The sequence below is a fragment of the Vibrio hepatarius genome, from assembly GCF_001274785.1.
Taxonomy (GTDB): domain Bacteria; phylum Pseudomonadota; class Gammaproteobacteria; order Enterobacterales; family Vibrionaceae; genus Vibrio; species Vibrio hepatarius.
Window position 1 is genome coordinate 95,943 of record NZ_LHPI01000004.1, and the last position, 25,494, is coordinate 121,436.

Consider the following 25,494-nt stretch of genomic DNA (forward strand, 5'->3'; position numbering starts at 1 on the left):
ACATTGGTTAAACAACGCCCACGGCTATTTGGTTGTGGGCGTTTTTATTTAAATCGTGCCCGTAGCTTATGTTACAATCCGCGCAGTTTTATCGATACAAATGAATAGGAAACGCTTTGACCTCGTCACAGCCCCCAAGAACAGATTCTAAGGCGACTGAACAACAGGTTCAGGCAAACACGCCCGCTTCGTTACGCAAAGCCTTGCAACAATGCATGCTGCGTGACCGCTTTCGTCTGAACAAACGTATTTCCGGAGCAAGTAAAATCAAAAAAGAAGCTTCGCGTAATGCCGTGTACGACGAAATAGCGTTGGATATCGCCAAATCTATGATGGAAGCGGAGCAAAGAGATAGTTTTAAGCCAACTATCGAATATCCAGAAATTCTTCCGGTTAGTCAGAAAAAAGCAGACATTGCCAAAGCGATTGAAGAGAACCAAGTGGTGATCGTCGCGGGCGAAACGGGCTCGGGTAAAACGACCCAGTTACCGAAGATTTGCGCCGAGCTTGGCCGTGGCAAATTTGGCCTGATTGGTCACACTCAGCCGCGTCGTCTTGCGGCGCGTTCGGTCGCTAACCGTATCGCCGAAGAGATGGAAACCAAGCTGGGTGAGTTTGTCGGTTATAAGGTCCGCTTTAACGACCAAATCTCTGAGAATACACAAATCAAGTTGATGACCGACGGTATCTTGCTGGCGGAAATTCAACACGACCGTTTTCTGAACCAATACGACACCATCATTATCGATGAGGCGCACGAGCGCAGTCTGAACATCGATTTTATTCTTGGTTACTTAAAAGAGTTGCTGCCACGTCGTCCCGATCTAAAAGTGATCATCACGTCAGCGACCATCGACCCTGAACGCTTTTCTCAACATTTTAATGACGCACCAATCATTGAAGTGTCTGGTCGAACTTATCCGGTTGAGACGCGCTACCGTCCATTGAGTGGTGATGACGACAGTGACCGCGATCAGCTTGAAGGTATCTTCGAAGCGGTTGATGAGCTCTGCGATGAAGGCTTAGGCGACATTCTGATTTTCATGAACGGTGAACGTGAGATTCGTGATACCGCGGATGCGCTGTCGAAACGCAATCTGAAAAGTACCGAGATCGTTCCGCTATACGCGCGCCTATCAGCGGGCGAGCAAAACAAAATCTTCCAGCCACACGCGGGTCGACGCATTGTTTTGGCAACCAACGTCGCGGAAACCTCGTTGACTGTACCGGGAATTAAGTACGTTATCGACCCAGGTACGGCGCGTATCAGCCGTTATAGCTACCGAACCAAAGTACAACGATTGCCGATTGAGCCTATCTCGCAAGCCAGTGCTAACCAGCGTAAAGGACGTTGTGGTCGTGTTGAAGAAGGTATCTGTATTCGTCTCTACTCTGAGGAAGATTTCGCATCACGCCCTGAGTTTACCGATCCCGAGATCCTACGTACCAACCTAGCGTCGGTTATCTTGCAGATGACGGCACTTGGTCTTGGCGATATTCAGGCGTTCCCGTTTGTCGAAGCGCCAGATAAGCGCAACATCCAAGACGGTGTACGTTTGCTTGAAGAGCTGGGCGCGATTAATGAAAACGCAAAAGACCCGAAAAAGCGCCTGACTGCCGTCGGTCGTCAACTGGCGCGTTTACCGATTGACCCGCGTTTAGCTCGTATGGTGCTTGAAGCGCCGAAGTACGGTGCGCTGAAAGAAGTGATGATCATTGCTTCGGCGTTGTCGATTCAAGACCCGCGCGAGCGTCCGAGTGACAAAAAACAATCGTCCGATGACAAGCACCGTCGTTTCTTCCACGAAGAGTCGGATTTCCTCACATTTGTAAACCTGTGGGACTATATCCAGAAGCAGCAAAAAGCGCTGACAGGTAACCAGTTCCGCAAGCAGTGTAAGCAAGAGTATCTCAACTACTTACGTATCCGTGAGTGGCAGGACGTTTACTTCCAGCTTCACCAGTCAATGCGTGAAATGGATTTCAAACTCAATGATGAGCCTGCGAGTTATCAGGGTGTACACAGTGCAATTTTAGTCGGTTTGCTTTCTCATATTGGTATCAAAGACCAAGAGAAAAACGAGTACCAAGGAGCGCGCAATGCTCGTTTCCACATCTTCCCAGCATCCGGTTTGTTTAAGAAGCAGCCGAAATGGATCATGTCGGCGGAGCTGGTGGAAACCTCTAAGCTGTGGGGGCGTATTATCGCAAAGATTCAGCCTGAATGGATTGAACCGCTAGCGAAGCATTTGATTAAACGCAGCTACAGCGAACCGCATTGGTCGAAAAAGCGCGCCGCAGTCATGGCATACGAGAAAGTGATGCTTTACGGTGTGCCGATCGTGCCTAAGCGTTTGGTTAACTATGGCAATATTGATCCAGCCGTCAGCCGCGAGATTTTTATCCGCAGTGCGTTGGTTGAAGGTGAATGGGAAACCAAACACGCGTTCTTTAAGCAAAACCGTAAACTGCTGCAAGAAGTGGAAGAGTTAGAACACAAGTCTCGTCGCCGCGATATCCTTGTTGATGATGATGAGCTGTTTGAGTTCTACGACCAACGCGTTAGTACGGAAGTGGTTTCAGGTCGTCATTTCGACACATGGTGGAAGAAAGCGTCAAAAGAAAACAGCGAGCTGCTTAACTTTGAAAAGGAGATGCTGTTTAAAGGCGATGCCAGCCATGTCACCGATTTGGATTACCCTAACTTCTGGCACCAGAATGGTCTTAAATTAAAGCTGAGCTACCAGTTTGAGCCTGGCGAAGATAATGACGGCGTAACGGTCCATTTGCCGCTGCCAATATTAAATCAGGTTGAGCCAGCGGGCTTTGATTGGCAGATCCCAGGTTTGCGTCACGAGTTAGTGGTGAGCCTGATTAAGTCGTTGCCAAAGACCATTCGTAAAAACTTTGTTCCAGCGCCGAACTACGCGGATGCGTTTTTAGCGCGCGTGACACCGATGGAAGCGCCGTTGCTTGACGCGTTAGAAAAAGAACTGCGCCGTATGACGGGTGTCGAGGTATTGCGTGAAGATTGGAATCTTGAGCAGGTACCTGATCATCTAAAAGTCACGTTCCGCGCGGTAGACCATCGTAATCGTAAGCTGAAAGAGCACCGTGATTTGCACGAGCTAAAAGATAGCCTGAAAGATAAAGTTCAGGAAACTCTGTCTAAAGTCGCCGATGACGATATCGAGCAACAAGGGCTGCATACTTGGAGCTTTGGTGAACTGCCAAAAGTCTATCAACAGAAGCGCGGTGGTTACGATGTAAAAGCGTTTCCTGCGATTGTCGATAGCAAAGACAGCGTTGAGATTAAGCTCTACGAAACCGAGCAAGAGCAGCTTCAGGCGATGAAAGCCGGTCAGCGCCGTCTGGTTCTACTTAATGTGCCATCGCCGATTAAGTACTTGCACGCCAACTTACCGAACAAGTCAAAACTAGGCTTGTACTTTAACCCTTACGGTAAGGTGCTTGACCTGATTGACGATTGTATCGCTTGTGGAGTCGATAAGCTGATCGAAGAGCAGGGCGGTTTAGTTTGGCAGCCAGATCAATTTGAAGCGTTAAAAGAACATGTTCGCGCAGAATTAGGTGATACGGTTGTTGATATCGCAAAACAAGTAGAAACGATCCTAACGACGGCTTTTAGCATCAATAAGAAGCTGAAAGGGAAAATCGATTTCACCATGGCGTTTGCCCTGTCTGACATCAAAGCGCAAATTGAAGGGCTTATCTTCAAAGGCTTTGCCACCGAATGTGGTTGGAAGCGTCTTCCGGATATTTTGCGTTACATGAAAGCGATTGAGCGTCGAATGGAGAAACTACCTATCGACCCGAACAAAGATCGTTTGCACATGCTTAAGATTGAGTCGGTCGCTAACGACTACAAAGAGCTGTTGAATAAGATTCCAAAAGGCGTTGCGGTACCGGAAAACGTCAAAGAGATTCGTTGGATGTTGGAAGAGTTGCGCGTGAGCTACTTTGCTCAGCAGTTGGGTACGCCATATCCAATCTCCGACAAGCGAGTTAAAAACGCAATTGAATCCTGTTAGGCATAACAATTGCATTATTATAAATAATCATTAAGTAAATTGACTTGATAGGCAGCAATTTGCCGCACAAGCTGCTGCCGAGTAACTAGAGAAGGTTCATTATGAAAAAGACACTATTAGCGCTAGCTCTGATTGGCGCATCAGCAACAGCTTCTGCGGACTCATGGATTTATGGTAGCGCGAGTGTCGGCCAAGCTGACCTAGGTGGTGAATCAGCATCTTCATACAACGTGCACGTGGGTACAGGTATTCTTCCATTTATCGGTTTAGAAGCGGGTTACCAGACTTTTGGCGAGTTTGATAATGCGAAATACGACAACAAAACGCTAGATCTTGACGGTTCAGCGGTTTACTTTGCTGCAAAGCCAAGCATCGACTTCGGTCCTCTGCACGTTTACGCTAAAGCAGGTCTTCACTCTTACAAGCTAGAAGATAAAAGCGCTGGCTTTAAAGAAGAAGAAATCAATACTATGTACGGTGTAGGCGCTGAATACTTTATGATGGGCCCAATCTCTTTAGGTGCTAGCTACAACGTATACACGTTAGAAGAAGACGAAATCGAGAACTTCTCTCTAAACGCAACTTTCCACTTCCTATAATGTGAAAAGTCGTTAATGAAGAAGCCCAGCAATTTGCTGGGCTTTTTTGTGGGTTTTACTCTTCGTAATTGGTCACTATGCACTGCTGGGCAAGTTCGACATACTGCTTTTGCATGGTGCAAAGGAAGTCATCGGCGTCAGCAAATTGCTTGATAGGCTCTCCGAGGACGACATCACAATTAAACGGAACAAACATTGCCGTTCCTTTCGGCAAAGCACGGCCTAACCCTCGCATCACCACTGGAACAACAGGGCAGTTAGAGTGCTCTTTGGTCAGATGGTAAATACCTTTTTTAAGACCGCTCATAACTTCAGGCTCACCACGACTGCCTTCTGGAAAGATAATCAAAATATCACCTTCGTCTAACGCGCGATGACATTCATCGAAGATCGCGTCTCGCTCGCTTTTCGATGGAGAGCGGCGAATCGGAATAATCCCCAATACGTTCAGCGACAGCCAAGCCGTCAGTTTGGTCTTGAGGAAGTAATCCGCTGCCGCTACGGGGCGCACTTTATGCACCAAGCTTATAGGGAACAGTGCGAGTAACACCAAGGTGTCTAAATGGCTGTTGTGGTTGGCGGCAACTACCACAGGTCCTGTTTCTGGTAGGTGTTGGCGATGGATGATATTCAGTCCTAAGCCAACAAAGACTAATGGCTTTACGAAAAATAGGACAAACAGAATCTTAAGTAACTTCATTTTGTCCTCTTAATAGTAAAGGTAATAGATATAGTGGAAAAACAGTGGTGCAGTGAACATCAGGCTATCGATACGGTCGAGAATACCACCATGTCCGGGAATAAACTGGCTGGTGTCTTTGATCTTAAGGTCACGTTTAACCGATGAAATAACCAAGTCACCAATAAAACCACTAAATGCGATGATCATTCCCGCGACAATACCTTCAAGCGATGTTAATGGCGTGAGATAAGGAGCGAAGAAATAGCTGGCAACGATAACCGTTGTTGCACCGCCGATGAACCCTTCCCATGTTTTATTAGGACTGACTTTCGGCACGATTTTGTGTTTGCCAAAGCTCTTGCCCCATACGTATTGGCACACGTCATTAAACTGAGTGAACACCAACAAAAACAGCAACATGCCCATCGAACCCGCATCTGGGTTTTTACTTGGTAACACCAGCAAATACGCCATATGACTGACGCAGAATACTGTCAACATCAGCGCCCAATGAATGATGCCCGCGGAACGAATAAAGCCTTTGGTATCACCAATCAGCACCGCCACCATAGGTAAGTACAGGAACATGTAAACTGGGATGAAGATGATGTACATGCCGTACCAGCCGATGGAAAGCCAGTAGTAGTGGAATGGGATCGACAGGTACGCCCAGAAGATAACCCTGCGGTCTGCCATGCGCGTCGGCACGATAGAGAGGAACTCCTTGAGCGCCATAAAGCTAAGAAAGGCTACAAAAACCAACGTATATTGCAACGGCAAAGCGAGCACGACGAAAACAATCCCAATCATCCACCACCATGAACGAATACGTAGTTTTAGCTCGTGGTAATCTTTGTCCGGATTTTTACGTGAAAGAAACAGATACGTCAGCGTGCCTATAATAAGCACCAAGGTAATGGTCGCCATCATATGCAGAGAGTGAGCCGGAACACTAGTCATTAGCTTTCTCCGCGAGTGCGCCATTTTTGAGCTGATAAATATGAACCAGTCTGCGCCAACAAGTCACGACACAACCAAGCGCCATAATCACGAGCGCGATATCCATCAGGTTCACCGATTCTAGTTTGATAAAGCCAAAGAACTGGTCGAAGAACATGATCAAACTGGTAAAGGTAAGTAGTGCCATGCGATGTTGTTTCGCCATCGGACCACGGAAGTCAGCGGCGCAGCCCATGCTGACGCCCAGCACGCGGATATAGGCAGTAAACACAGCCAAAACAGCCGTTAGCCAAGCTAAGTGAATAGCGTATGGATTCAATGCGATAAAGCTCGCGCCTAAGATAATCAATAGGTCGGCGAGTCTGTCAGGGGCGTCGTTAAACAGTTCACCAGCCGCGGACTGTTTGCCTCCTTCTACCGCGACCATGCCGTCAAACAAGTTACACAGCAGACGCATCTGAATTGCAACAGGGAAGAGTAGCAGCCAAATCGTGCTGGAGTAGTTGAAATACAGCGCACCAAATAACAAGGCGAGCGCAGCAAATACGATGCTGAGCAACGAGATCTGGTTAGGCGTGATATTTTTATCACAAATCCAGACGGCAATTCGTTTGGTGAGGGAAAGGTTTCTGACTGCCAGTGGGCGGCGATTTGCTTCTTCATTCTGTTCCATGACGTGACGGCTCCATTCTAAGTCTGCAGCTATTATAAGCATTGCATATCAAAAGGTAACGACGAAGGATCAGAAAATCAGTGAGTTGTATCGGATCTGGAAGGCAAGTAGTTTTACGAAAGCGAAATAAAAACAGAGCCACTGTAAAAGTGGCTCTGTTATTAAAAATATTCGCAGGAAATTATGCTTCTTGCTTTACTGGTGCAGCTTGCGCTTCTTCTTCAATCAAAGAGTCGACGATTACCGCACATGCTGCATCACCAGTGATGTTTAGCGCTGTACGAATCATATCGAAGATACGGTCAAGTGCGAACAGCAATGGCAGACCTTCGATTGGAATACCAGCCGCTAGTAGTACTGCTACCACTAGGAAAGAAGGACCAGGAACACCCGCTTGGCCAACCGCGCCCAGAGTCGAAGTCACGATAATAGCGATGTACGCGCCCATGCCTAGGTCGATGTTGAATAGTTGTGCAAAGAAGATTGCGACCAAACCGTAGTAAATCGCGTTACCAGACATGTTGATTGTCGCGCCTAGAGGCAGAACAAAAGACGCAGTAGAGTTTCTCACGCCCAGTTCTTTCTCACACGTATCCATAGTGACAGGAAGAGTCGCCATTGAAGATGCGGTAGACAGTGCAACTGCTTGTGGCTTCTTCATCGCGGTTAGGAATTTCTTCGCAGAGGTTTTAGTGAATACGTGCACCATCAGTGGGTAAACTACAAAACCGAAGATAAGAATAGCGGCAACGTAAACAACGAATAGCTTAAACACTACCATTAGCGCGCCAAATCCGAATGTACCAACTGCTTCTGCCATCAGACCAAATACGCCGATTGGTGCGATGATCATTACTTTGTTGATCATCCAAACCATTGCGTCAACGATGCAGTTTACGCCGTTGATGATTGGTTCACGACGCTCTTTCGCTTGCTTAGAAATCGCAATACCAAAGAACATACAGAATACTAGGATCTGTAGGATGTTTGCTTCGTTCAGTGATTGGAAAACGTTGGTTGGGATCATACCAGTGATGGTCGCCCAGAAACTTGGTAGTTCACCTTTTGAAGCGTACTCAGATGAGAACATGCCTTCAACGCCAGAAACGTCGATGCCTGTGCCCGGTTGGAATACTTCGCCCATCAATAGCGCTAGTGCTACCGCTAGAGCAGAAGTTAGGCCGAAGTAGCCTAGTGTTGTTAGACCAACTTTACCTGCTGATTGACTGTTACCTAGGCCAGCTGCACCGGAAATCAGTGCTACTGCAACCAAAGGGATAACCAGCATTTTAATTAGGTTGATAAAAATTGCGCCTAACGGTGCAAACATCGATGCGCTGTGACCCATGAAGGCACCAACGGCAGTACCCGCGATCATAGCAATAACGACTTGTACGCCAATGTTGCTTAGTAAACTCTTATTTTGTAACACTTCCATAACCTCTGTGCTAATAAAATTTAAATTTCCAGAATTACCAACTGAACAAAAACTCGAATTCGGATGATAATTTCGTCTTGCTTTGTACACGTAATTTTTACAATTGGCAATATCAGTACGAGCGTTATTGATAAATAAATCGATGATTCATTGACAGGTGCTAACTTTTTGTACGATAGCAAACGATTGCTATTTGTTTTGCTAATGATTTGCGAGCAATAACACGATTGAAATGGATGAGTTTGAGTTTGTGAAAAACTGGTTAATGTTAACAATTTGTTCAAGTGAGATGAATTATTGAGCATGCAGTGGAGTATGCGTTCCATTGAGTTTTGATGTATTGGGTGGGTCGTTATTTATTCAAGGAGTTTAAGAGCTGCGAATGTTGGGTAAAAGAAAAGCGCCCAACAGAAATATCCTATTGGGCGCTTAGGCATTGATTTATTTGCTTGAGTGTTTTACTTGCCTGTTGCGGCTTTCATTGCAGCGACAAACTCAGACAGTTTTTCTAGCATCTGCTCGGGTTGTTCGACGTGATTCTCAATGATCTTCACAACTGCAGAACCTGAGATTGCGCCAGCCGCACCTGATTGAATTGCCTCCTGTACTTGCTGCGGCTCAGAAATACCAAACCCTAGTAGCGATGGTGGGGCATCAAATTGATTGAGTTTAGTTAACATGTCTCCTACTGGCATGTTGGCTTTTGTTTCTGCGCCAGTCACACCTGCACGAGAAAGTAGGTAAGTGTAACCACCACCAAGCTCTGCGACAGAGCGAAGAGTGTCATCAGACGCGGTTGGCGGAGCGATGAAAATAGGCTCAATACCATGTTTTTTTGCTGCCGCGACAAACTCGCCACTTTCGTTAGTCGGGACATCAGCAATAAGCACTGAATCGATACCCGCTTGAGCGCAGCGCTGATAAAAGTTATCGACACCACGTGCGTACACTAAGTTAGCGTACATCAATAGACCGATCGGTAAATCTGGATTATTAGCACGGATCTTCGCAATAAGCTCAAAACAGATATCTGGTGTTGCACCTGAATCTAGTGCACGGATGTTTGCACCTTGAATGGTCGGGCCGTCTGCTAATGGGTCAGAAAACGGAATGCCTAGTTCAAGCGCATCGGCACCAGCGGAAACCAAGGTTTCCATAATCTTTAGCGATTGCTCAGGGTTAGGATCGCAAACCGTTACGAACGGTACGAACGCGCCTTGTTTTGCTTCATTTAGGCGCTCAAACATAGCTTCATAACGACTCATTAGATCACTCCTTTTTCTTCTAAGATGGCGTGTACGGTAAAGATGTCTTTATCACCACGACCCGATAGGTTCACTACTAGTAATTGTTCTTTCTCAGGGTTTTCACGCGCCATACGTAGAGCGTGCGCCAATGCATGAGAGGATTCCAAAGCAGGAATGATCCCTTCACTGCGAGCCAGTTCTTGGAAAGCGTCTAATGCTTCGTCATCGGTGACGTTGTCATATTCAGCGCGACCGATGGCATTGAGGTGAGCGTGCTGTGGACCGACTGACGGGAAATCAAGGCCAGCAGAAACGGAGTAAGACTCTTCAACTTGACCATTCTCATCTTGCATCAATGGTGCTTTCATACCAAAGAAGATACCGGTTTTACCGTGTTTAAGTGGCGCACCGTGTTGGTCGGTGTCGATACCTTTACCTGCAGGTTCAACACCAATCAAACGAACGGATTCTTCTTCGATGAAATCTGCAAACATGCCGATTGCGTTTGAACCACCGCCGACACAAGCGATAACCGCATCAGGTAGACGACCTTCACGAGCTAGGATTTGATTCTTGGTCTCTTCACCGATCATACGTTGGAACTCACGGACAATCGTTGGGAATGGGTGAGGGCCAGCAGCCGTGCCTAGTAGGTAGTGCGCTTCCTCGTAGCTACCTGACCAGTCACGCAGCGCTTCATTACACGCATCTTTAAGCGTCGCAGAACCTGAGTGCACTGGGATAACTTCAGCGCCCATCAGTTTCATGCGGAACACGTTCGGGCTTTGACGTTCAACGTCTTTTGCGCCCATGTACACACGACATTTCAAACCGAGCAGGGCACAAGCCAGTGCCGTTGCTACGCCGTGTTGGCCTGCGCCTGTTTCCGCAATGATTTCATTTTTGCCCATGCGTTTTGCCAGCAAAGCTTGACCAAGAACCTGGTTAGTTTTGTGCGCACCACCGTGAAGTAGGTCTTCACGTTTTAGGTACAGTTTGGTTTTAGTGCCTTTTGTCAGGTTACGCGTCAGTGTTAGCGCTGTAGGGCGACCTGCGTACTCTTGTAGCAGACCCATAAACTCGCTACGAAACTCTGGGTCAGCTTGTGCGTCGATAAACGCTTGTTCTAGCTGCTCTAAAGCCGGAACTAAGATCTGCGGTACGTACTGACCACCGTATTCACCAAAATAGGCATCTAGTTTTGCCATGTTTACATTCCTTTAATCTGTTTTGGTATGAAGATTCACACCAGTAAAATTCGTTAATCAGTAGTCGCGGATTGCAGCGAAAGCTTGTTGCAACTTGGTGGCGTCTTTTTTACCCGGAGAGCTTTCCACACCCGAGTTAAGATCCAATCCGAGGCAGCCTTGCTGAGATGCTTTTTGTGCATTAAATGGTGTAATGCCACCCGCTAGCATCACCTGCGACGGGTCACCAATTAAACTCCAGTCAAACACCAATCCTGTGCCGCCGGTTTGAGAGCCAATCTTGGTATCGAGCAGGTGGCGGTCAATGTTACCGGTCAATAGAGTGGGCTGTTGGTCGCGTACACCGTAAGCTTTCCAAATCTCTACGTTGCTATCCAGTTGTGCTCTTAGTGTATCGACAAAGTCTTGGTCTTCGTTGCCGTGTAACTGCACTGCTTTTAGTCCCAGTTCTTTTACTGTTTCGAGCACAAAGTCCACTTCTTCGTTCTGGAAGACGCCGACATAGTTAAGTGGTGCGCCACTCATGACCAGTCTCGCATTTTCTCGCTCAACGTAACGCGGTGAGCTTTTGACGAAAATAAGCCCGCCAAAAACTGCGCCAGCTTGATACGCTTTGGCTGCATCGTCAGCGTGGGTCAGACCGCAGACTTTATTTGCACCAAGGGTGATTTTGCGTACCGCTAGCTCCAGGTTGTCTTCAGCCATCAAAGAGCTGCCAATCAGGAACCCGTCGGCATAGTCGACTAAATCACGAACTTGCTGATGGGTGTAAATACCGGACTCGGAGATCACCACCGCCTCTGGGGCCAACTGACGAATAGTTGGTGCAAGCTCTTTAGTGCGATTCAAATCCGTGCTGAGATCGCGTAAGTTGCGGTTGTTAATGCCAATGACTTTTGCTCCTAATGCCACTGCGCGATGCAACTCTTCTTCGTTACTGACTTCGGTCAGAACGCCCATATCAAGCGAATGAGCGACCTCAGCCAGTGTTTGATATTCTTCGTCACTCAATACCGAGAGCATGAGCAAAATAGCGTCTGCAGAATAGTGACGAGCCAGATAGACTTGATAACTATCGACCATGAAATCTTTGCACAACACAGGTTGAGATACCTGATTGCGAACTTGAGGCAAAAACTCGAACTGACCCTGGAAGTATTTTTCGTCAGTCAACACCGAAATGGCGCTGGCGTGTTTGTTGTATACCGATGCGATGTAATCAAGGTCAAAGTCAGCGCGGATTAAGCCTTTCGACGGTGAGGCTTTTTTACACTCCATGATGAATGCCGTTTTATCGCCGCTAAGCGCTTGGTAAAAGCTTCGGTCTGATGGCGTCAAATCCATTTGGAATGTTTCCAATGGCTGGGTCTTTTTGCGCTCAGCTACCCATTGGTATTTATCGCGAACGATTTTCGCCAGCACTTCCGCCATCTGCGCTTCTTTCACAGAGACGTGTTCGGATAAATTGTCTTTTTTCTGAGTCATCTTACTTACCTTTAGCGGAACGAGTTACGCGTGTTGTGCCAATTGCTTGACCAGTTGGTACGCCTTGCCAGAGTTCATCGCGTCGATTGCTTGTTGTGTATTTGCTTTCAGGTCTTCGTGGCCAAACAGACGCATCAGCAATGCGACGTTTACCGCGACTGCGCCCAATTGAGCTTCTGTACCTTTACCCGTCAGGATGTTGGTGATGATGGCTTTGTTCTCTTCCGGAACGCCACCTTTAATCGCCTCTAAAGGATGAGTATTAACACCAAAGTCTGCTGGCGTTAAGGTGTATTCAGTAATTTTGCCATCTTTGATCTCAGCAACGGTGGTTTCACCGTGGATTGCGACCTCATCCAGACCGCTTCCGTGTACAACTGCAGCGCGCTTCATACCCATTTGCAGCATTGTTTCCGCGATTGGACGTACGAGTTCTTTGCTGTACACACCCATCAGCTCAATGTTAGGACGAGCTGGGTTAATAAGCGGGCCTAAAATATTAAAGATGGTGCGCGTTTTCATGGTTTGACGCACAGGCATCGCGTGTCGCACGCCGCCGTGATATTGCGGCGCAAATAGGAATGCCACACCAAGTTGGTCAACCGCAGTACGCGTATCTTCCGCGCTCATTGCTAAGTTGATACCGAATGAGTCCAGCAGGTCAGAAGATCCCGATTTGCTCGAAACGCTGCGGTTACCGTGTTTCGCCACTTTTAATCCGCAAGCCGCAGCCACAAACGCAGCGGTGGTTGAGATGTTAATTGTGTTGTGTCCGTCACCACCTGTACCAACGATGTCGGCGAAGTCATAATCTGGGCGAGGGAAAGGGTTCGCGTTGGCCAGTAGTGCTTTTGCTGCACCAGCGATTTCGTCCGGAGTTTCCCCTTTGATTTTTAGCGCGGTGAGCGCAGACGCCATTAGAATAGGGTCAAGTTCGCCACGAATAATCACGTCAAACAGCTGCTGGCTTTCTTCTTGGGTCAAGTCTCGTTGCTCGTAGAGCTTATTGATGATCGTTTCCATGATAAATTTCCTTATTCTTTCCCTTGAGGTTCCAATGCCCAGTTAATGGCGTTGGCCAACAGAGTCGCACCATACGTTGTCATGATTGATTCTGGGTGGAACTGAAATCCGCATACTTTGTCTTGCTCTTGCACGACTGACATCACCAATCCATCAACTTCCGCGGTCACGGTCAGTATTTCAGGAACAAAAGTCGCAACCAGTGAATGATAGCGAGCGATGGCAAGTGGCGACGGCAAACCTGCGTAAGTGGCGTGGTCTTGGTGTTCCATCATGGAAACTTTACCGTGAATAATTTCTCCTGCGCCAGCGACTGTGCCGCCATAGGCTTCAACAATTGCTTGATGACCAAGGCAGATGCCGATGATTGGCACTTTACCTTTCAGGCGTTGAATGATTTCAGGCATTGAACCGGCTTCAGATGGTGCGCCCGGGCCCGGAGAAAGCAGTACGACAGGATTCTCTAACTCGGCAACCGCGTTTTCAATCGTCTCGGCGGCAATGTGGTTACGGTAAATCGTGACTTCGTGACCTAAAGAACGGAATTGGTCGACCAAGTTGTAAGTAAACGAGTCGAAGTTATCAATAAATACAATATTCGCCATCTCTACTACTCCTTGTGCGCGGCTTGAATGGCAGAGATAACAGCTTGCGCTTTACCGCGCGTTTCGTCTGCTTCGGATTGCGGGTCTGAGTCGAATACAACACCCGCACCAGCTTGTACTTGAGCGATGCCATTCTCAACGTAAGCAGAGCGGATCACGATACAGGTATCTAGCGTCCCTTCGCCGGTTAGGTAGCCAACCGCGCCGCCGTAGCTGCCGCGTCGAGCGCCTTCAACATCACGAATAAGCTGCATGGCTCGAATTTTAGGTGCGCCCGTCAATGTGCCCATGTTCATACATGCTTGGTAAGCGTGCAGCGCGTCAAGGTCATCGCGGAGTTGACCAACGACACGAGAAACCAAGTGCATTACGTGGCTGTAACGGTCCACTTTAAGTAAGTCAGCGACGTGACGAGTCCCTGCCTGAGAAATACGTGCAACGTCGTTACGAGCCAAGTCGACCAGCATCATATGTTCTGCGTTCTCTTTTTTGTCACTACGCAGTTCCAGCTCAATACGGCTGTCTAGGTCAAAGTCGATCGCGCCATTTGGACGTTTGCCACGGCGACGTGTCCCAGCAATCGGGTAGATTTCAACTTGGTTGGTGTCGGTCTCATATTTCAGTGCACTTTCTGGAGAAGCGCCGAACAGAGTGAATAACTCATCCTGCATGTAGAACATGTAAGGGCTTGGGTTACTGATCTTCAGTTCTTTGTATGCCGCTAGCGGAGAAGGGCACGGCAACGTGAAGCGGCGCGATGGGACAACTTGGAAAATATCGCCTTTTACAACGTACTGCTTCAAATCACGCACGATCTGGCAGAAGTCTTGGTCTGAGACACTTGGAACCACTTCAACGTCTTTTAGCTTGTTTGCTTGCGGCAGCGCGGTAAGGTTTGAGCACTGCTCAGCGATAGAATCAATGCGCGTTTGTAGCGTTGCTTTTTGTTCTTGGTTGGCAAACAGCGTCGCTTGTAGGTCGCAGGTTTCGCGCTGGTGGTCAACAACCAGCAAGGTTTCTGCCACGTAGAAAACGTAATCAGGACATTGGTTGGCTTGTTCTGCGTCTCCTAACGGTTCGAAGTTCGCTACTAAATCGTAGGCAAACAGGCCGCCTAAGAAGATCGCGTGTTTGTGCTGGTCTTCTAGGTTGAAGCTATGTTGTACCAGACGCAGTGCGTCGAATGATGATGCTTCGCGCAGTCGAGAGTCTTCATCGAGAGTGTCGCATGGCGCCTCGAATTCAAGGCGAAGCACGGTGCCATCAAACGCGCTGTTTACTTGCGCGTGGATATTTTGGTTCAGATGTGCCAGAAGGTGTTGACCATTCTCTGTCAACGCAGTCATGGTGACCTCGTGGCCGTAGCATACGATACGAACGGCTGAGTCGACGATAAGTAAACTCTTGAGGTTTTGTTTCGAGTCGATTTCAGCAGACTCTAACAACAAGCTATCCGTTTTGTCTGCACAAAGAGTATGGAACAGACGAGTCGGGTCTTGTGCATATGGCGCTGAAGTGTGAATCACTTCCAGTTCGCCTAGCTTTCTGATTTCAATGGCCTTGTTCACAAGACCTCCTTTCCATAGATAATTTCTTCCTTTCACACATACTCGCATAAAGCTTGGTCATGCCCAATCCGGAATTTTCCCAAATTGGTGGTTCTTTAAGCACTTGAATGTGCGGAAGAGGATAAAACAAAAAAAGCCCGCTGAGATAAGCGGGCTTTAGTAACATTAATTCTATAATCTAGAAGTACACGTTAGCCCACCAAGAACTTGTCCAAGTGCGCCACCAAGATAGATCAATTGAGCTTTGACTCGTCGAGCAAGCTGCAACTTTCACTTTCTGGTTTTGGTTAATTTCTTGTAACATGGTGAGCCTTAATTCAGGTACTTCGTATTTATGTACTAGTTAACTAGTGCAGAGGTAAAAAGTCAACTAAAAAAAGATATTTATGAGAATTGATTTACATAGCCATACGACAGCCTCTGATGGACGACTTGCTCCAAACGAGTTGATCGAGCGTGCTGTCAGTTTTGACCTCGATGTTTTGGCTATCACAGATCATGACACCGTCGATGGATTACAACCTGCTCGTGACTACATTGCACAGCAAGGTTATGCGCTAAAGCTAATTAATGGCATTGAAATCTCGACGGTTTGGCAGAATAAAGATATTCATATTGTTGGTTTGAATATCGACCCGCAGTCTGAGGCTTTAAACGCGCTGATCCAGCAACAAAAGGAGCACAGGCAAGGTAGAGCAGAATTGATTGCTCACCGCTTGAGCAAAGCAACCCGTGAAGGGGTGTTGGACGAAGTTAAGTTGATCGCGGGCGATGCGCCTATCACGCGTGCTCATTTTGCTAAATGGCTAGTGGACAACGGTTATGCGAAAACCATGCAGATGGTGTTTAAAAAGTACCTGACGCGAAATAACCCGGGCTATGTGCCCCCTACTTGGTGTTCAATGGAAGAGGCGGTTACAGCAATCCATGCTGCTGGCGGAAAGGCGGTGTTAGCGCACCCAGGACGTTATGACCTTACCGCAAAGTGGCTCAAACGACTGATTTCAGCGTTTGTTGAAGCCGGTGGTGATGCTATGGAAGTGGCTCAGCCTCAACAAGGGCAACAAGAAAGACGCAACTTGGCTGATTATGCTATACAATACAAACTATTAGCTTCCCAGGGCAGCGACTTCCATTATCCGTCCCCTTGGATGGAATTAGGTCGAAACCTTTGGCTGCCGTCAGGTGTTGAACCTGTCTGGAAAGATTGGGGTATTGAGCCTTCACAAACAGACGTATCTATTTGAATTATATCAATACATCGAAATATAGAGTCGCGAGATTCGATAGGGTCTATTGACCCATTAATGAGGAATTACAATGAGCCAGTTTTTTTACGTTCATCCAGAAAACCCACAGGCTCGCTTGATCAATCAGGCTGTAGCAATCATTCGTAATGGCGGGGTAGTGATTTACCCAACGGATTCAGGCTACGCACTTGGTTGTCAGCTAGAAAACAAGCAGGCTTTAGAGCGTATTTGTAAGATTCGTCGTTTGGACGAAAAACACAACTTTACTCTGCTTTGCCGAGATCTATCAGAGCTTTCACTGTACGCACGCGTCGACAACTCAGCGTTTCGCTTGCTAAAGAACAATACACCGGGGCCATACACGTTCATCTTCAAGGGTACAAAAGAAGTGCCACGCCGTCTGATGAACGCTAAGCGTAAGACCATTGGTATCCGTGTCCCGGATAACCGTATCGCGCTGGATCTGCTGGAAGCATTAGGCGAACCGTTGATGTCAACGTCATTGATTCTACCGGGTAACCAAGTAACAGAGTCTGACCCAGAAGATATCCGTGACAAACTAGAACACGCAGTAGATTGCATTCTTAACGGCGGCTATTTAGGTGAACAACCAACCACAGTCATTGATTTCAGTGACGGTGAGCCAGTTGTGGCGCGTATCGGCGCTGGTGATCCCCAACCGTTCGAGTAATCAAAAATACGTGATTTTAGACACAGTATTTGCGATAATGTGCGACCGCGATTTTGGGTCGCACATTTTTATTCGACGTCTGAGAAGACGACACATAGGTAAATAAATGAACGAAAAATTACAGAAAGTATTAGCACGAGCTGGTCACGGATCGCGTCGCGAGCTAGAAGCTTTGATTAAAGCTGGTCGCGTGAGTGTGAACGGAGTAGTTGCTAAGCTTGGTGAGCGATTAGAAGATGAGAACGCAGTCGTTCGTATCGATGGACACATTGTTTCTGCTAAAGCGCAGGAAGAAGTGATCTGTCGCGTACTTGCGTACTACAAGCCTGAGGGTGAATTATGTACTCGTCATGACCCAGAAGGTCGCCGCACTGTATTTGACCGTTTGCCGAAAATCCGCGGCTCTCGCTGGATTTCAGTTGGCCGTCTTGATGCGAACACATCCGGTCTACTACTTTTCACAACGGATGGTGAACTTGCAAACCGTCTGATGCACCCAAGCCGTCAGGTAGAACGTGAATACCTAGTGCGTGTATTTGGTGAAGTGACCGAACAGAAAGTGAAAAACTTGGTTCGTGGTGTTGAACTAGAAGATGGTATGGCGCGTTTCGAAGACGTTGTATACGCAGGCGGTGATGGTATGAACCACACTTTCTACGTAGCGATCAACGAAGGTCGTAACCGCGAAGTACGTCGTCTATGGGAATCTCAAGATACTACGGTAAGCCGCCTGAAGCGTGTGCGTTACGGTGATATCTACCTAGACAAGAAACTGCCTCGTGGCGGTTGGATGGAGCTTGACCTGAAGCAAGTGAACTACCTTCGTGAGATGGTTGATCTTCGCCCAGAGAAAGAAACCTTGTTGGATGAAGACAAAGCGAACACATCACGTAAACGTGAGCGTTCTCGTAGTCAAAAAATCCGTCGCGCCGTGAAGCGTCACGAAGAGCGTATGAACAACGGTGGTGGTCGTAGCAACAACCCATCACGCCGCAAGCCGAAGAAAAGTGCTGGCGAACATGGTGCGCGTAACAAGCAGCAGCGCCAACGTTAATACGATTGAGCATTAGAGAAAAAGCAGCCAATGGGCTGCTTTTTTATTTCGCGCATTTTCGACTGAGTAAATACAAAAAAAGCCGACGCTAAATGCGTCGGCTTTTCGTTAAAGAACTTACGATTACAAGGTTTGGTTTAACTCGAAGTAACGGCCTTTCTGTGCAAGTAAGTCAGAATGGCTACCGTGTTCGACGATTTCACCTTGCTCAATAAGACAGATTGAGTCCATCTTATCGAGATCAACCAGACGGTGGGTAATGAATACCACGGTCTTGTCCTCAAAGTGAGTTTCGAACAGCTTCATAATTTGCTGTTCGGTTTGTTTATCCAAACCTTCAGTTGGTTCATCCAGCAGCAGGATCGGCGCGTTATGTAACAGAGCACGTGCAATGCCTACACGGCGTTTTTCGCCACCAGATAACTGACGACCGCCGTCACCTAACCATGTGTCCAGACCTTGACCTTCAAGCAGCTTAGCTAGTCCAACTTTGTTCAATACGTCGTTGAGCGCTGCATCGTCAGCGTTTGGACTTGCCATTAACAGGTTATCGCGCAGTGAGCCATTTAGAATGTCCACGCGTTGGCTAACCACACTGATTGCTTGGCGCAGCTGGCTTTCGCTCCAGTTTTGAATAGGTTGACCCGCGATTAGGATCTCGCCCTGCTGAACGTCCCAGTAACGATTAAGCAGTTGCAGTAGGGTAGACTTACCTGAACCAGTCTGACCTACAATCGCAATGCGGTGCTGAGCTGGAATGTGGAGATTGATGCCTTTTACAACCTGAGCCTCGCTATCAGGGTAGTGGAATGACATATCGCGATATTCGATAGAGTATTCACCACTATGGCGAGCATCTTCTGCAGGGAACTGCACGTCAGGTTCGGCAAGAATGACTTCGTTCAAGCGACGAGCAGAGGTTAGCGTCTGGCCTAGGTGCTGGAATGCGCCTGCAATCGGCATTAACAGTTCCACACTCGCCATTGTGGCGAATACCACCAAAGCGATCATTGGGTTTGGTGTATTCCCACCCACACCGTCTGCCGCTAACCAAAGCATCAGTACCAATGTCCAACCGTTTGCCAGCATTAACAGTGCTTGAGCTAAGCCAGCAAAATGAGCGTTGAACATTTGATTCTTTAACAGACGCTCCTGCATGGTGAAAATCGCGCTGCGGTAACGCTTTTCGGCACCAAACAGAGTCAGTTCACTGTATCCCTGTAGCCAATCTAAGGTGGCGATACGGAGGTCAGTTTTGTTCTGTGTCAGTTCACTGCCGTTTTGCTTACCGAGTTTGTAGAACAGTACTGGCCATGTGAGCAGTAGCACTAACAAGATCGCGCCAAGCGTTAAACCAAGTTCAACGTCAAACCAACACACAACAGCCGTTAAACCTGCGATGCCGAGCGTACCGACGATCATCGGACTAATCAGTCGCAAGTAGACGTGGTCCATTGCATCGATATCTGCTACCAAGCGGTTGAGCAAGTCCGCATCACGCAAGTTTGATACTCGACCTGGAATCAGTGGTGCTAGTTTCGAAAAGAAGAAAATACGTAGGTCTGTAAGCAGTTTGAACGTCGCGTTGTGGCTGACAACGCGCTCGCCCCAACGACCTGCAGTGCGTCCCATAGCAAAGCCACGCACAAACGCGCCGGGCAACATGTAGTTGAACGTTTCGCGTGCGATGGTCAAACCCGCAATCGCTGCCGCTGATAGGAACCAGCCTGATAATGTCAGTAGTCCGATAGAAGCAAACAGCGTTAGGAAGGCGAGCAACATGCCCAGTGAAAGGCCGAACCAGTGCTTTTTATACAGTTTTAGGTAGGGAATTAAATCACGCATCAAGATTCCCCTTATTCGCTTGTTTTAATGCTTGGTTGGATTGCAGCATTTGTTGGAAAAGGCCATCTTCTGTCGATAGTTGATCGAACGTGCCTGATTGCACAATCTCACCGTTTTGCATCACTAAAATGTGTTCTACGTTCTGTAGTGGCGCGAGTTGGTGCGTCACCATCAGGGTGGTTTTACCTTGAATTTGGCCTGATAAGCCGTCCATCACCAAGCGTTCACTGCGAGCATCTAAGCTCGCGGTTGGCTCATCAAGCAGCCAGAACTTGCCGTTTTGCACCATCGCTCGAGCCAGCGCTAGACGCTGAGCCTGACCAACGGATAGACCACCTGAACGGTCAGACACTAAATAGTCTAAGCCGTGATTATCGACAAACTCGTTCGAGTAAGACTCAGCCAATGCCGTTTCAATGAGGCTGTCGCTTACTTTATCTTTGCCTAGCGTAATGTTGTCACGTATTGAACCATGCAGGAGGAGTGGGTTCTGACCAACCCAACTGATGTTTTGACGCCAGTTTGCTAGGTCCAACTCAGTACGCTCGATTCCGTTAATCGTCAAAGAGCCTTTATAAGGTAAGAAACCAAGGATTGCGTTGATAAGACTCGTTTTGCCTGCGCCACTTGGTCCGACCAAAGCGGTGGTTTGTTGCGCATCCAAGGTAAAGCTGACTGGACCAAGCAGTTTAGTGCCTTCAGGAGAGTACACTTCCAGATCGTTAGCTTGAATCGTGATGTGATCGTCGTCTGCCAGCTTCTTTTCACCAGAACGAACCGCGCTGACATCGGTATCAAGAAATTCTACGATGCTTTCTGCCGCGCCAACGGCTTGTTGTTTGGCGTGGTAGAACGTGCCCAAATCACGCAGAGGCTGATAGAACTCTGGCGCTAGAATCAAAATAAACAGACCCGCGAATAGAGTAACGCCTAGGCCGTAATCGCCAAAGTTAAGCTCACCGATAAACGCAAAACCAAAGTAAACCGCGGTTAGCGCGATGGAAATCGAGGTGAAGAATTCCAGTACCGCGGAAGAGAGGAAAGCAATTTTCAATACATCCATGGTGCGTGTACGGAAGACTTCCGATGCACCGCGCATAACTTCGGTTTCTGCTTTAGTGCGGTCAAATAAGCGAATGGTTGTCATCGACTGCAGGCGGTCGTAAAAGTGACCAGATAAACGCTGTAATGCCTTGAAGTTCTTGCGGTTTGCGTCTGCCGCTTTCATGCCGACCAGCGCCATAAACATAGGCACGAGGGGGGCGGTAAGCAGGAAAATCAACCCGGCAGCCCAGTTGACGGGGAAGACAACAACCAGAATCACGAAGGGCACCAATACTGACAATGACATTTGTGGCAGGTAACGAGCGAAGAAATCGTGCATATCTTCCACTTGCTCAAGCAACAAGGTTGCCCAAGAACCCGCAGGCTTACCCTTAATGTAAGCAGGGCCTAATTCACGTAACTTATCCAAGATTAGTTGACGAATGTATATGCGAATTTGTTCCCCGCAGCGATAACCAGCGATCTCGCGTCCCCATGAGCATAGGGCACGGATTGCAATAATCACCGCTAGGCTGACGAAATATGGGATGAGCTCATACTTGTCGACTTGTTCAATGATCAGTGAATGAAGAATATTGGCGAGCAAGGCCGCTTGAGCCAGCAAGAACACGCTTGAAAGTACGCCAAGGCCGACAGCAAACATTAACCAGCGTTTCGCTAGCTTACTCTGCTGCTTCAGCCACTTGTTCAAGCTGCGCTGTTTCTTTTTATCCATCGTGAAGGCTTAATGATAATTATTATGGAATTTGAGCGGGGCATTATACAAAAGAAAGCCCCACGGGAATACCGCAGGGCTTTAAGGATTTGAGCTAAAAATGAAAAATATTATTCAGCGTCTGATAGTGAATCGAGGAAACGCTCAGCATCAAGTGCCGCCATACAGCCTGTTCCTGCTGAAGTGATCGCTTGACGGTAGTTGTGGTCCATCACGTCACCCGCTGCAAAAATACCAGGAATGCTGGTTTGCGTCGCGTTACCGTCTAGTCCAGATTTCACCACGATGTAGCCATCTTTCATTTCCAATTGACCTTCAAACATACTGGTGTTTGGTTGGTGGCCGATGGCGATAAACGCGCCCATCACGTCGATTTGCTCAATGTTGTCAGATTGAGTGTCTTTGATTCGTACGCCAGTTACGCCCATATCATCGCCAACCACTTCTTCTAGCGTGCGGTCGGTGTGAAGAACGATATTACCGCTTTCTACTTTATCCATCAGGCGTTTAACCAGAATTTTCTCAGCGCGGAAGCTGTCGCGACGGTGGATAAGATGAACTTCAGACGCAATGTTTGAAAGATAAAGCGCTTCTTCAACGGCTGTGTTACCACCGCCAACAACGGCAACTTTCTGATTGCGGTAGAAGAAACCGTCACAGGTTGCACACGCTGAAACGCCGCGACCTTTAAACGCTTCTTCGGACTCAAGGCCTAGATATTTGGCAGAAGCACCGGTAGAGATGATCAACGCATCACACGTGTATTCGCCGCTATCGCCTTTTAGACGGAAAGGTCGCTGGTTAAAGTCAACTTCGTTGATATGGTCAAACACGATCTCGGTTTCAAAACGCTCAGCGTGCTCTTTCATTCGTTCCATCAGCGCTGGGCCAGTCAGGCCTTCAGGGTCACCTGGCCAGTTTTCTACTTCGGTTGTGGTGGTTAGCTGACCACCTTGCTGCATACCGGTAACAAGAACAGGATTTAAGTTCGCGCGAGCTGCGTAGACGGCAGCTGTGTAGCCTGCTGGGCCTGAACCAAGAATAAGTAATTTGCTGTGTTTAACGTCGCTCATTTGTGCTCCATTAGCGGTGACGCGTATTTATTTCTAATGTTAACGATTATATGGGTCTATCAACCGGATTCACAAGGGGAGGAAGTGTAATAAATGGTTATAGGTTAGAACGCAAACGTTCACGCATTGATAATCTAAGTTGTTGAATGATATTGGCAATGTGTGGCTGAGCAGTCAAGTTGACTGGTTTTAGAAGAACTCAGCTTTCTTATCTGAAATGTATCACTGCCAATTTTTAACTTTATGGTTATATGTTTCGTATTTGTGATTATGTTGGATGTAAATCCTAAAATCGTTTGATCTTACGATATAAATGCGCAAATAATAATTGTGAAAAAGATGTTAATTCGATAACACATATGTATATTCATTAAGGAGAAGATGATGTTACATAACCGCGAAACAACCCTTCAACTCACCAAGTTAAGTGAAAACGCGATTGCACAGCTAGCGCCATCATTCAGCAAGCTGCCAAGCACAGAGCACGCGGACGGGAAATACCGTTTACGCCGTTACTCTGTAATCCAGTTTAAGGGTGGTCAAGTGATCGACCTGCAAAAAAACGAGTTTATGCAGACCGACGATATCAACCGTTTTCAAGGTAACGTTGTTCGCCAATTCGAACCAGTCGAAAAATCCACATTAGAATGCGAAGGAATGCGAGAGATCTGCCAAGTGTTTGTTGAGGCAAACAAACTGAGCGATGGTCAAGAAATTGAAATCCATCAGATTCGCATCTCTGCAATTTATGATGAAACGCAAGTCGCACCAGAAGGTGTACACCAAGATGGTTTTGAACACATCGCGTTGATTGGCATGGGACGCCACAACGTGGAAGGTGGTGACATCATGCTTTACAACAGCTTCAATGAAGCGCCTTTCTTCCGTAAAGTGCTGCAAAACGGCGAAATCGCGATGCTGGCTGATAATAAGTTGTGGCATAACGCGACGCCAATCAAATCTGTGATTGATGGTCAAGAAGGCTATATGGATGTATTTGTACTAACCGCAAAGGAAGCAGTGAATGAACTTCACTCCTAATCTAGTCAGAGCGCAGTTTAGCGCTCTGCAGCAAACTCATAATGACTTACCGGTAATGTTTCTTGATGGGCCGGGTGGTTCTCAGGTGCCTCAGTCAGTTTTGGAATCCATGACGGATTACCTAGGCCATTTTAACTCGAACCTTGGCGGTCATTACTTCTCGAGCCAGCATACGACTTCGCTAATGCTGCAAGCTCGTGAACACGCTGCGGCGTTGTTAAATGCAGAATCGAGCGACAATATCGTGTTTGGCGCGAACATGACATCATTGACCTTTCAACTCAGCCGCGCGATCAGCCGTTCGTGGGAGATGGGTGATGAAGTCATTGTTACTTCACTCGATCACTATTCAAATGTTTCAAGCTGGCAACAAGCGGCCGATGACAAAGGTGTGACCGTCCATCAGGCACGTGTTGTCGAGTCAGATTGCACGTTGGATATCGACCACTTGCTATCGCTGATCAACGCCAACACTAAGTTAGTCGCGCTGACGTATGCGTCAAATACCACAGGCTCGATTGTCGACGTTAAACGTGTGGTTGATGCCGCACACGAAGTGGGTGCAATGGTGTATGTTGATGCGGTGCATTACGCGCCTCATCACCTTGTCGATGTGCAAAAGCTGGGCTGTGATTTCCTTGCGTGCTCTGCGTATAAGTTCTTCGGACCGCACGTTGGTATCGCTTACATTGCGCCGAAATGGCTGCAAACGCTGCAACCGTATAAAGTGGAGCCTGCGACAAACCTTGGACCAGGACGTTTCGAAACGGGCACACAGAGTTTCGAGGGCTTGGCAGGTGTTATCTCTGCGATTAAGTATCTTGCTCAATGGGGCAAAGAGGGCGACTCACTGCGTGCGCGTTTAGTCGACTCGTTCAAGCAGTTCAACAACCATGAGTCTGCAATCAGTGAGCGTTTCCTGAAGCGACTGGATGAGCTGGAGGGGGTGAAACTTTGGGGCAGAGAGGACGCTGACAGTGAGTTACGCACGCCTACTTTTGCTTTAACGTTTGATAATCACTCTCCAGGTGAAATCGCCAAAAAGCTCGGCGAGCGAAATATCTGCGTTTGGAATGGACACTTCTACGCACTAGGTTTGGTTCGTCAATTGAACTTAGAAGAGTCAGGCGGCGTGGTGCGTATCGGTTTTATGCACTACAACACGCTAGAAGAAGTAGACATTTTCTTTGAAGAGTTGAAGAGAATTCTTAACTAAAACC

21 protein-coding genes and 1 other annotated feature are annotated in these 25,494 nt (G+C 47.7%); of the genes, 7 read left to right on the forward strand and 14 right to left on the reverse strand.

The genetic code is table 11. The features are described from left to right. The first annotated feature begins 116 nt into the window (after positions 1–116). Both hrpA and AKJ31_RS07145 read left to right on the forward strand, forming a co-directional pair. Positions 117–4,052, forward strand: a complete 3,936-nt coding sequence (hrpA, locus tag AKJ31_RS07140; protein ID WP_053408416.1) for an ATP-dependent RNA helicase HrpA — start codon at positions 117–119, stop codon at positions 4,050–4,052. A 101-nt stretch (positions 4,053–4,153) separates the two neighbouring features. Continuing rightward, positions 4,154–4,651, forward strand: coding sequence for a porin family protein (locus AKJ31_RS07145; protein ID WP_053408417.1), 498 nt, complete (start codon positions 4,154–4,156; stop codon positions 4,649–4,651). 55 nt (positions 4,652–4,706) lie between these two features. Here the strand turns inward: AKJ31_RS07145 and AKJ31_RS07150 are convergent, their stop codons facing one another. From AKJ31_RS07150 to trpL2, 11 genes are all read right to left on the reverse strand, one after another. Beyond that, positions 4,707–5,351 carry a lysophospholipid acyltransferase family protein gene (locus AKJ31_RS07150; RefSeq protein ID WP_053408418.1) on the reverse strand — a complete coding sequence of 215 codons (645 nt, stop codon included), beginning with the start codon at positions 5,349–5,351 and terminating at the stop codon, positions 4,707–4,709. A gap of 9 nt (positions 5,352–5,360) precedes the next feature. Further along, the gene (locus tag AKJ31_RS07155) at positions 5,361–6,293 is read right to left on the reverse strand and encodes a phosphatidate cytidylyltransferase (RefSeq protein ID WP_053408419.1); all 933 of its coding nucleotides are present in this window, start codon (positions 6,291–6,293) and stop codon (positions 5,361–5,363) included. Further along, positions 6,286–6,966 carry a CDP-alcohol phosphatidyltransferase family protein gene (locus AKJ31_RS07160; RefSeq protein WP_053408420.1) on the reverse strand — a complete coding sequence of 227 codons (681 nt, stop codon included), beginning with the start codon at positions 6,964–6,966 and terminating at the stop codon, positions 6,286–6,288. Before AKJ31_RS07160 ends, AKJ31_RS07155 begins: the two co-directional genes overlap by 8 nt. 181 nt (positions 6,967–7,147) lie before the next feature. Continuing rightward, positions 7,148–8,404, reverse strand: a complete 1,257-nt coding sequence (locus AKJ31_RS07165) for a dicarboxylate/amino acid:cation symporter (RefSeq protein ID WP_053408421.1) — start codon at positions 8,402–8,404, stop codon at positions 7,148–7,150. A 458-nt stretch (positions 8,405–8,862) separates the two neighbouring features. After that, on the reverse strand, positions 8,863–9,669 hold the full coding sequence (gene trpA / locus AKJ31_RS07170) for a tryptophan synthase subunit alpha (RefSeq protein ID WP_053408422.1): 807 nt from the start codon (positions 9,667–9,669) through the stop codon (positions 8,863–8,865). Beyond that, entirely contained in the window at positions 9,669–10,859 is a 1,191-nt protein-coding gene (gene trpB, locus AKJ31_RS07175; protein WP_053408423.1) for a tryptophan synthase subunit beta, read from the reverse strand. Before trpB ends, trpA begins: the two co-directional genes overlap by 1 nt. A 57-nt stretch (positions 10,860–10,916) precedes the next feature. Continuing rightward, positions 10,917–12,344 carry a bifunctional indole-3-glycerol-phosphate synthase TrpC/phosphoribosylanthranilate isomerase TrpF gene (gene trpCF / locus AKJ31_RS07180; protein ID WP_053408424.1) on the reverse strand — a complete coding sequence of 476 codons (1,428 nt, stop codon included), beginning with the start codon at positions 12,342–12,344 and terminating at the stop codon, positions 10,917–10,919. Positions 12,345–12,368: 24 nt separating this feature from the next. Continuing rightward, positions 12,369–13,367: an anthranilate phosphoribosyltransferase gene (trpD, locus tag AKJ31_RS07185; protein ID WP_053408425.1), complete on the reverse strand. Its 999-nt coding sequence runs from the start codon at positions 13,365–13,367 to the stop codon at positions 12,369–12,371. A gap of 11 nt (positions 13,368–13,378) precedes the next feature. Further along, a complete protein-coding gene (locus AKJ31_RS07190; RefSeq protein WP_053408426.1) occupies positions 13,379–13,972 on the reverse strand; it encodes an aminodeoxychorismate/anthranilate synthase component II in 594 nt (197 codons plus the stop codon). Positions 13,973–13,977: 5 nt separating this feature from the next. Then, positions 13,978–15,540: an anthranilate synthase component 1 gene (locus tag AKJ31_RS07195; RefSeq protein ID WP_053408427.1), complete on the reverse strand. Its 1,563-nt coding sequence runs from the start codon at positions 15,538–15,540 to the stop codon at positions 13,978–13,980. Between the two features lie 127 nt (positions 15,541–15,667). After that, positions 15,668–15,772: a sequence feature (Trp leader region), on the reverse strand. Further along, on the reverse strand, positions 15,719–15,844 hold the full coding sequence (gene trpL2 / locus AKJ31_RS07200) for a tryptophan operon leader peptide (protein ID WP_053408428.1): 126 nt from the start codon (positions 15,842–15,844) through the stop codon (positions 15,719–15,721). (Overlaps the previous feature by 54 nt.) Positions 15,845–15,926: 82 nt before the next feature. Between trpL2 and rnm the strand changes: the two genes are divergently transcribed. From rnm to rluB, 3 genes are all read left to right on the forward strand, one after another. Further along, on the forward strand, positions 15,927–16,787 hold the full coding sequence (gene rnm / locus AKJ31_RS07205; RefSeq protein ID WP_053408429.1) for an RNase RNM: 861 nt from the start codon (positions 15,927–15,929) through the stop codon (positions 16,785–16,787). A gap of 73 nt (positions 16,788–16,860) precedes the next feature. Next, positions 16,861–17,481: an L-threonylcarbamoyladenylate synthase gene (locus AKJ31_RS07210; RefSeq protein ID WP_053408430.1), complete on the forward strand. Its 621-nt coding sequence runs from the start codon at positions 16,861–16,863 to the stop codon at positions 17,479–17,481. Between the two features lie 106 nt (positions 17,482–17,587). After that, positions 17,588–18,535 carry a 23S rRNA pseudouridine(2605) synthase RluB gene (rluB, locus tag AKJ31_RS07215; RefSeq protein ID WP_053408431.1) on the forward strand — a complete coding sequence of 316 codons (948 nt, stop codon included), beginning with the start codon at positions 17,588–17,590 and terminating at the stop codon, positions 18,533–18,535. 123 nt (positions 18,536–18,658) lie between these two features. On the opposite strand, the gene cydC is transcribed toward rluB, so the two are convergent. From cydC to trxB, 3 genes are all read right to left on the reverse strand, one after another. After that, a complete protein-coding gene (cydC, locus tag AKJ31_RS07220) occupies positions 18,659–20,380 on the reverse strand; it encodes a heme ABC transporter ATP-binding protein/permease CydC (RefSeq protein WP_053408432.1) in 1,722 nt (573 codons plus the stop codon). Beyond that, positions 20,373–22,160: a heme ABC transporter permease/ATP-binding protein CydD gene (gene cydD / locus AKJ31_RS07225; RefSeq protein ID WP_053408433.1), complete on the reverse strand. Its 1,788-nt coding sequence runs from the start codon at positions 22,158–22,160 to the stop codon at positions 20,373–20,375. Before cydD ends, cydC begins: the two co-directional genes overlap by 8 nt. A gap of 110 nt (positions 22,161–22,270) precedes the next feature. Continuing rightward, complete coding sequence (gene trxB, locus AKJ31_RS07230; RefSeq protein ID WP_053408434.1) at positions 22,271–23,233, reverse strand: thioredoxin-disulfide reductase; 963 nt, start codon at positions 23,231–23,233, stop codon at positions 22,271–22,273. A 381-nt stretch (positions 23,234–23,614) separates the two neighbouring features. On the opposite strand from trxB, the gene AKJ31_RS07235 reads away from it, so the two are divergent. Beyond that, positions 23,615–24,274 (forward strand): 2OG-Fe dioxygenase family protein, encoded by a 660-nt coding sequence (locus AKJ31_RS07235; protein ID WP_053408435.1) that lies wholly within the window; start codon positions 23,615–23,617, stop codon positions 24,272–24,274. After that, a complete protein-coding gene (locus tag AKJ31_RS07240; protein ID WP_053408436.1) occupies positions 24,258–25,490 on the forward strand; it encodes a cysteine desulfurase-like protein in 1,233 nt (410 codons plus the stop codon). Before AKJ31_RS07235 ends, AKJ31_RS07240 begins: the two co-directional genes overlap by 17 nt. Positions 25,491–25,494 lie beyond the last annotated feature (4 nt).

Bases quoted from the DNA above. Each gene is read 5' to 3' on its own strand.
- AKJ31_RS07240 (WP_053408436.1), top strand. From the start codon at position 24,258: ATGAACTTCACTCCTAATCTAGTCAGAGCGCAGTTTAGCGCTCTGCAG.
- rluB (WP_053408431.1), top strand. From the start codon at position 17,588: ATGAACGAAAAATTACAGAAAGTATTAGCACGAGCTGGTCACGGATCG.
- AKJ31_RS07235 (WP_053408435.1), top strand. From the start codon at position 23,615: ATGATGTTACATAACCGCGAAACAACCCTTCAACTCACCAAGTTAAGT.
- rnm (WP_053408429.1), top strand. From the start codon at position 15,927: ATGAGAATTGATTTACATAGCCATACGACAGCCTCTGATGGACGACTT.
- AKJ31_RS07210 (WP_053408430.1), top strand. From the start codon at position 16,861: ATGAGCCAGTTTTTTTACGTTCATCCAGAAAACCCACAGGCTCGCTTG.
- AKJ31_RS07150 (WP_053408418.1), bottom strand. From the start codon at position 5,351: ATGAAGTTACTTAAGATTCTGTTTGTCCTATTTTTCGTAAAGCCATTA.
- trxB (WP_053408434.1), bottom strand. From the start codon at position 23,233: ATGAGCGACGTTAAACACAGCAAATTACTTATTCTTGGTTCAGGCCCA.
- AKJ31_RS07165 (WP_053408421.1), bottom strand. From the start codon at position 8,404: ATGGAAGTGTTACAAAATAAGAGTTTACTAAGCAACATTGGCGTACAA.
- trpL2 (WP_053408428.1), bottom strand. From the start codon at position 15,844: ATGTTACAAGAAATTAACCAAAACCAGAAAGTGAAAGTTGCAGCTTGC.
- cydC (WP_053408432.1), bottom strand. From the start codon at position 20,380: ATGCGTGATTTAATTCCCTACCTAAAACTGTATAAAAAGCACTGGTTC.
- AKJ31_RS07160 (WP_053408420.1), bottom strand. From the start codon at position 6,966: ATGGAACAGAATGAAGAAGCAAATCGCCGCCCACTGGCAGTCAGAAAC.
- cydD (WP_053408433.1), bottom strand. From the start codon at position 22,160: ATGGATAAAAAGAAACAGCGCAGCTTGAACAAGTGGCTGAAGCAGCAG.
- AKJ31_RS07145 (WP_053408417.1), top strand. From the start codon at position 4,154: ATGAAAAAGACACTATTAGCGCTAGCTCTGATTGGCGCATCAGCAACA.
- AKJ31_RS07155 (WP_053408419.1), bottom strand. From the start codon at position 6,293: ATGACTAGTGTTCCGGCTCACTCTCTGCATATGATGGCGACCATTACC.
- trpB (WP_053408423.1), bottom strand. From the start codon at position 10,859: ATGGCAAAACTAGATGCCTATTTTGGTGAATACGGTGGTCAGTACGTA.
- trpCF (WP_053408424.1), bottom strand. From the start codon at position 12,344: ATGACTCAGAAAAAAGACAATTTATCCGAACACGTCTCTGTGAAAGAA.
- trpA (WP_053408422.1), bottom strand. From the start codon at position 9,669: ATGAGTCGTTATGAAGCTATGTTTGAGCGCCTAAATGAAGCAAAACAA.
- trpD (WP_053408425.1), bottom strand. From the start codon at position 13,367: ATGGAAACGATCATCAATAAGCTCTACGAGCAACGAGACTTGACCCAA.
- AKJ31_RS07190 (WP_053408426.1), bottom strand. From the start codon at position 13,972: ATGGCGAATATTGTATTTATTGATAACTTCGACTCGTTTACTTACAAC.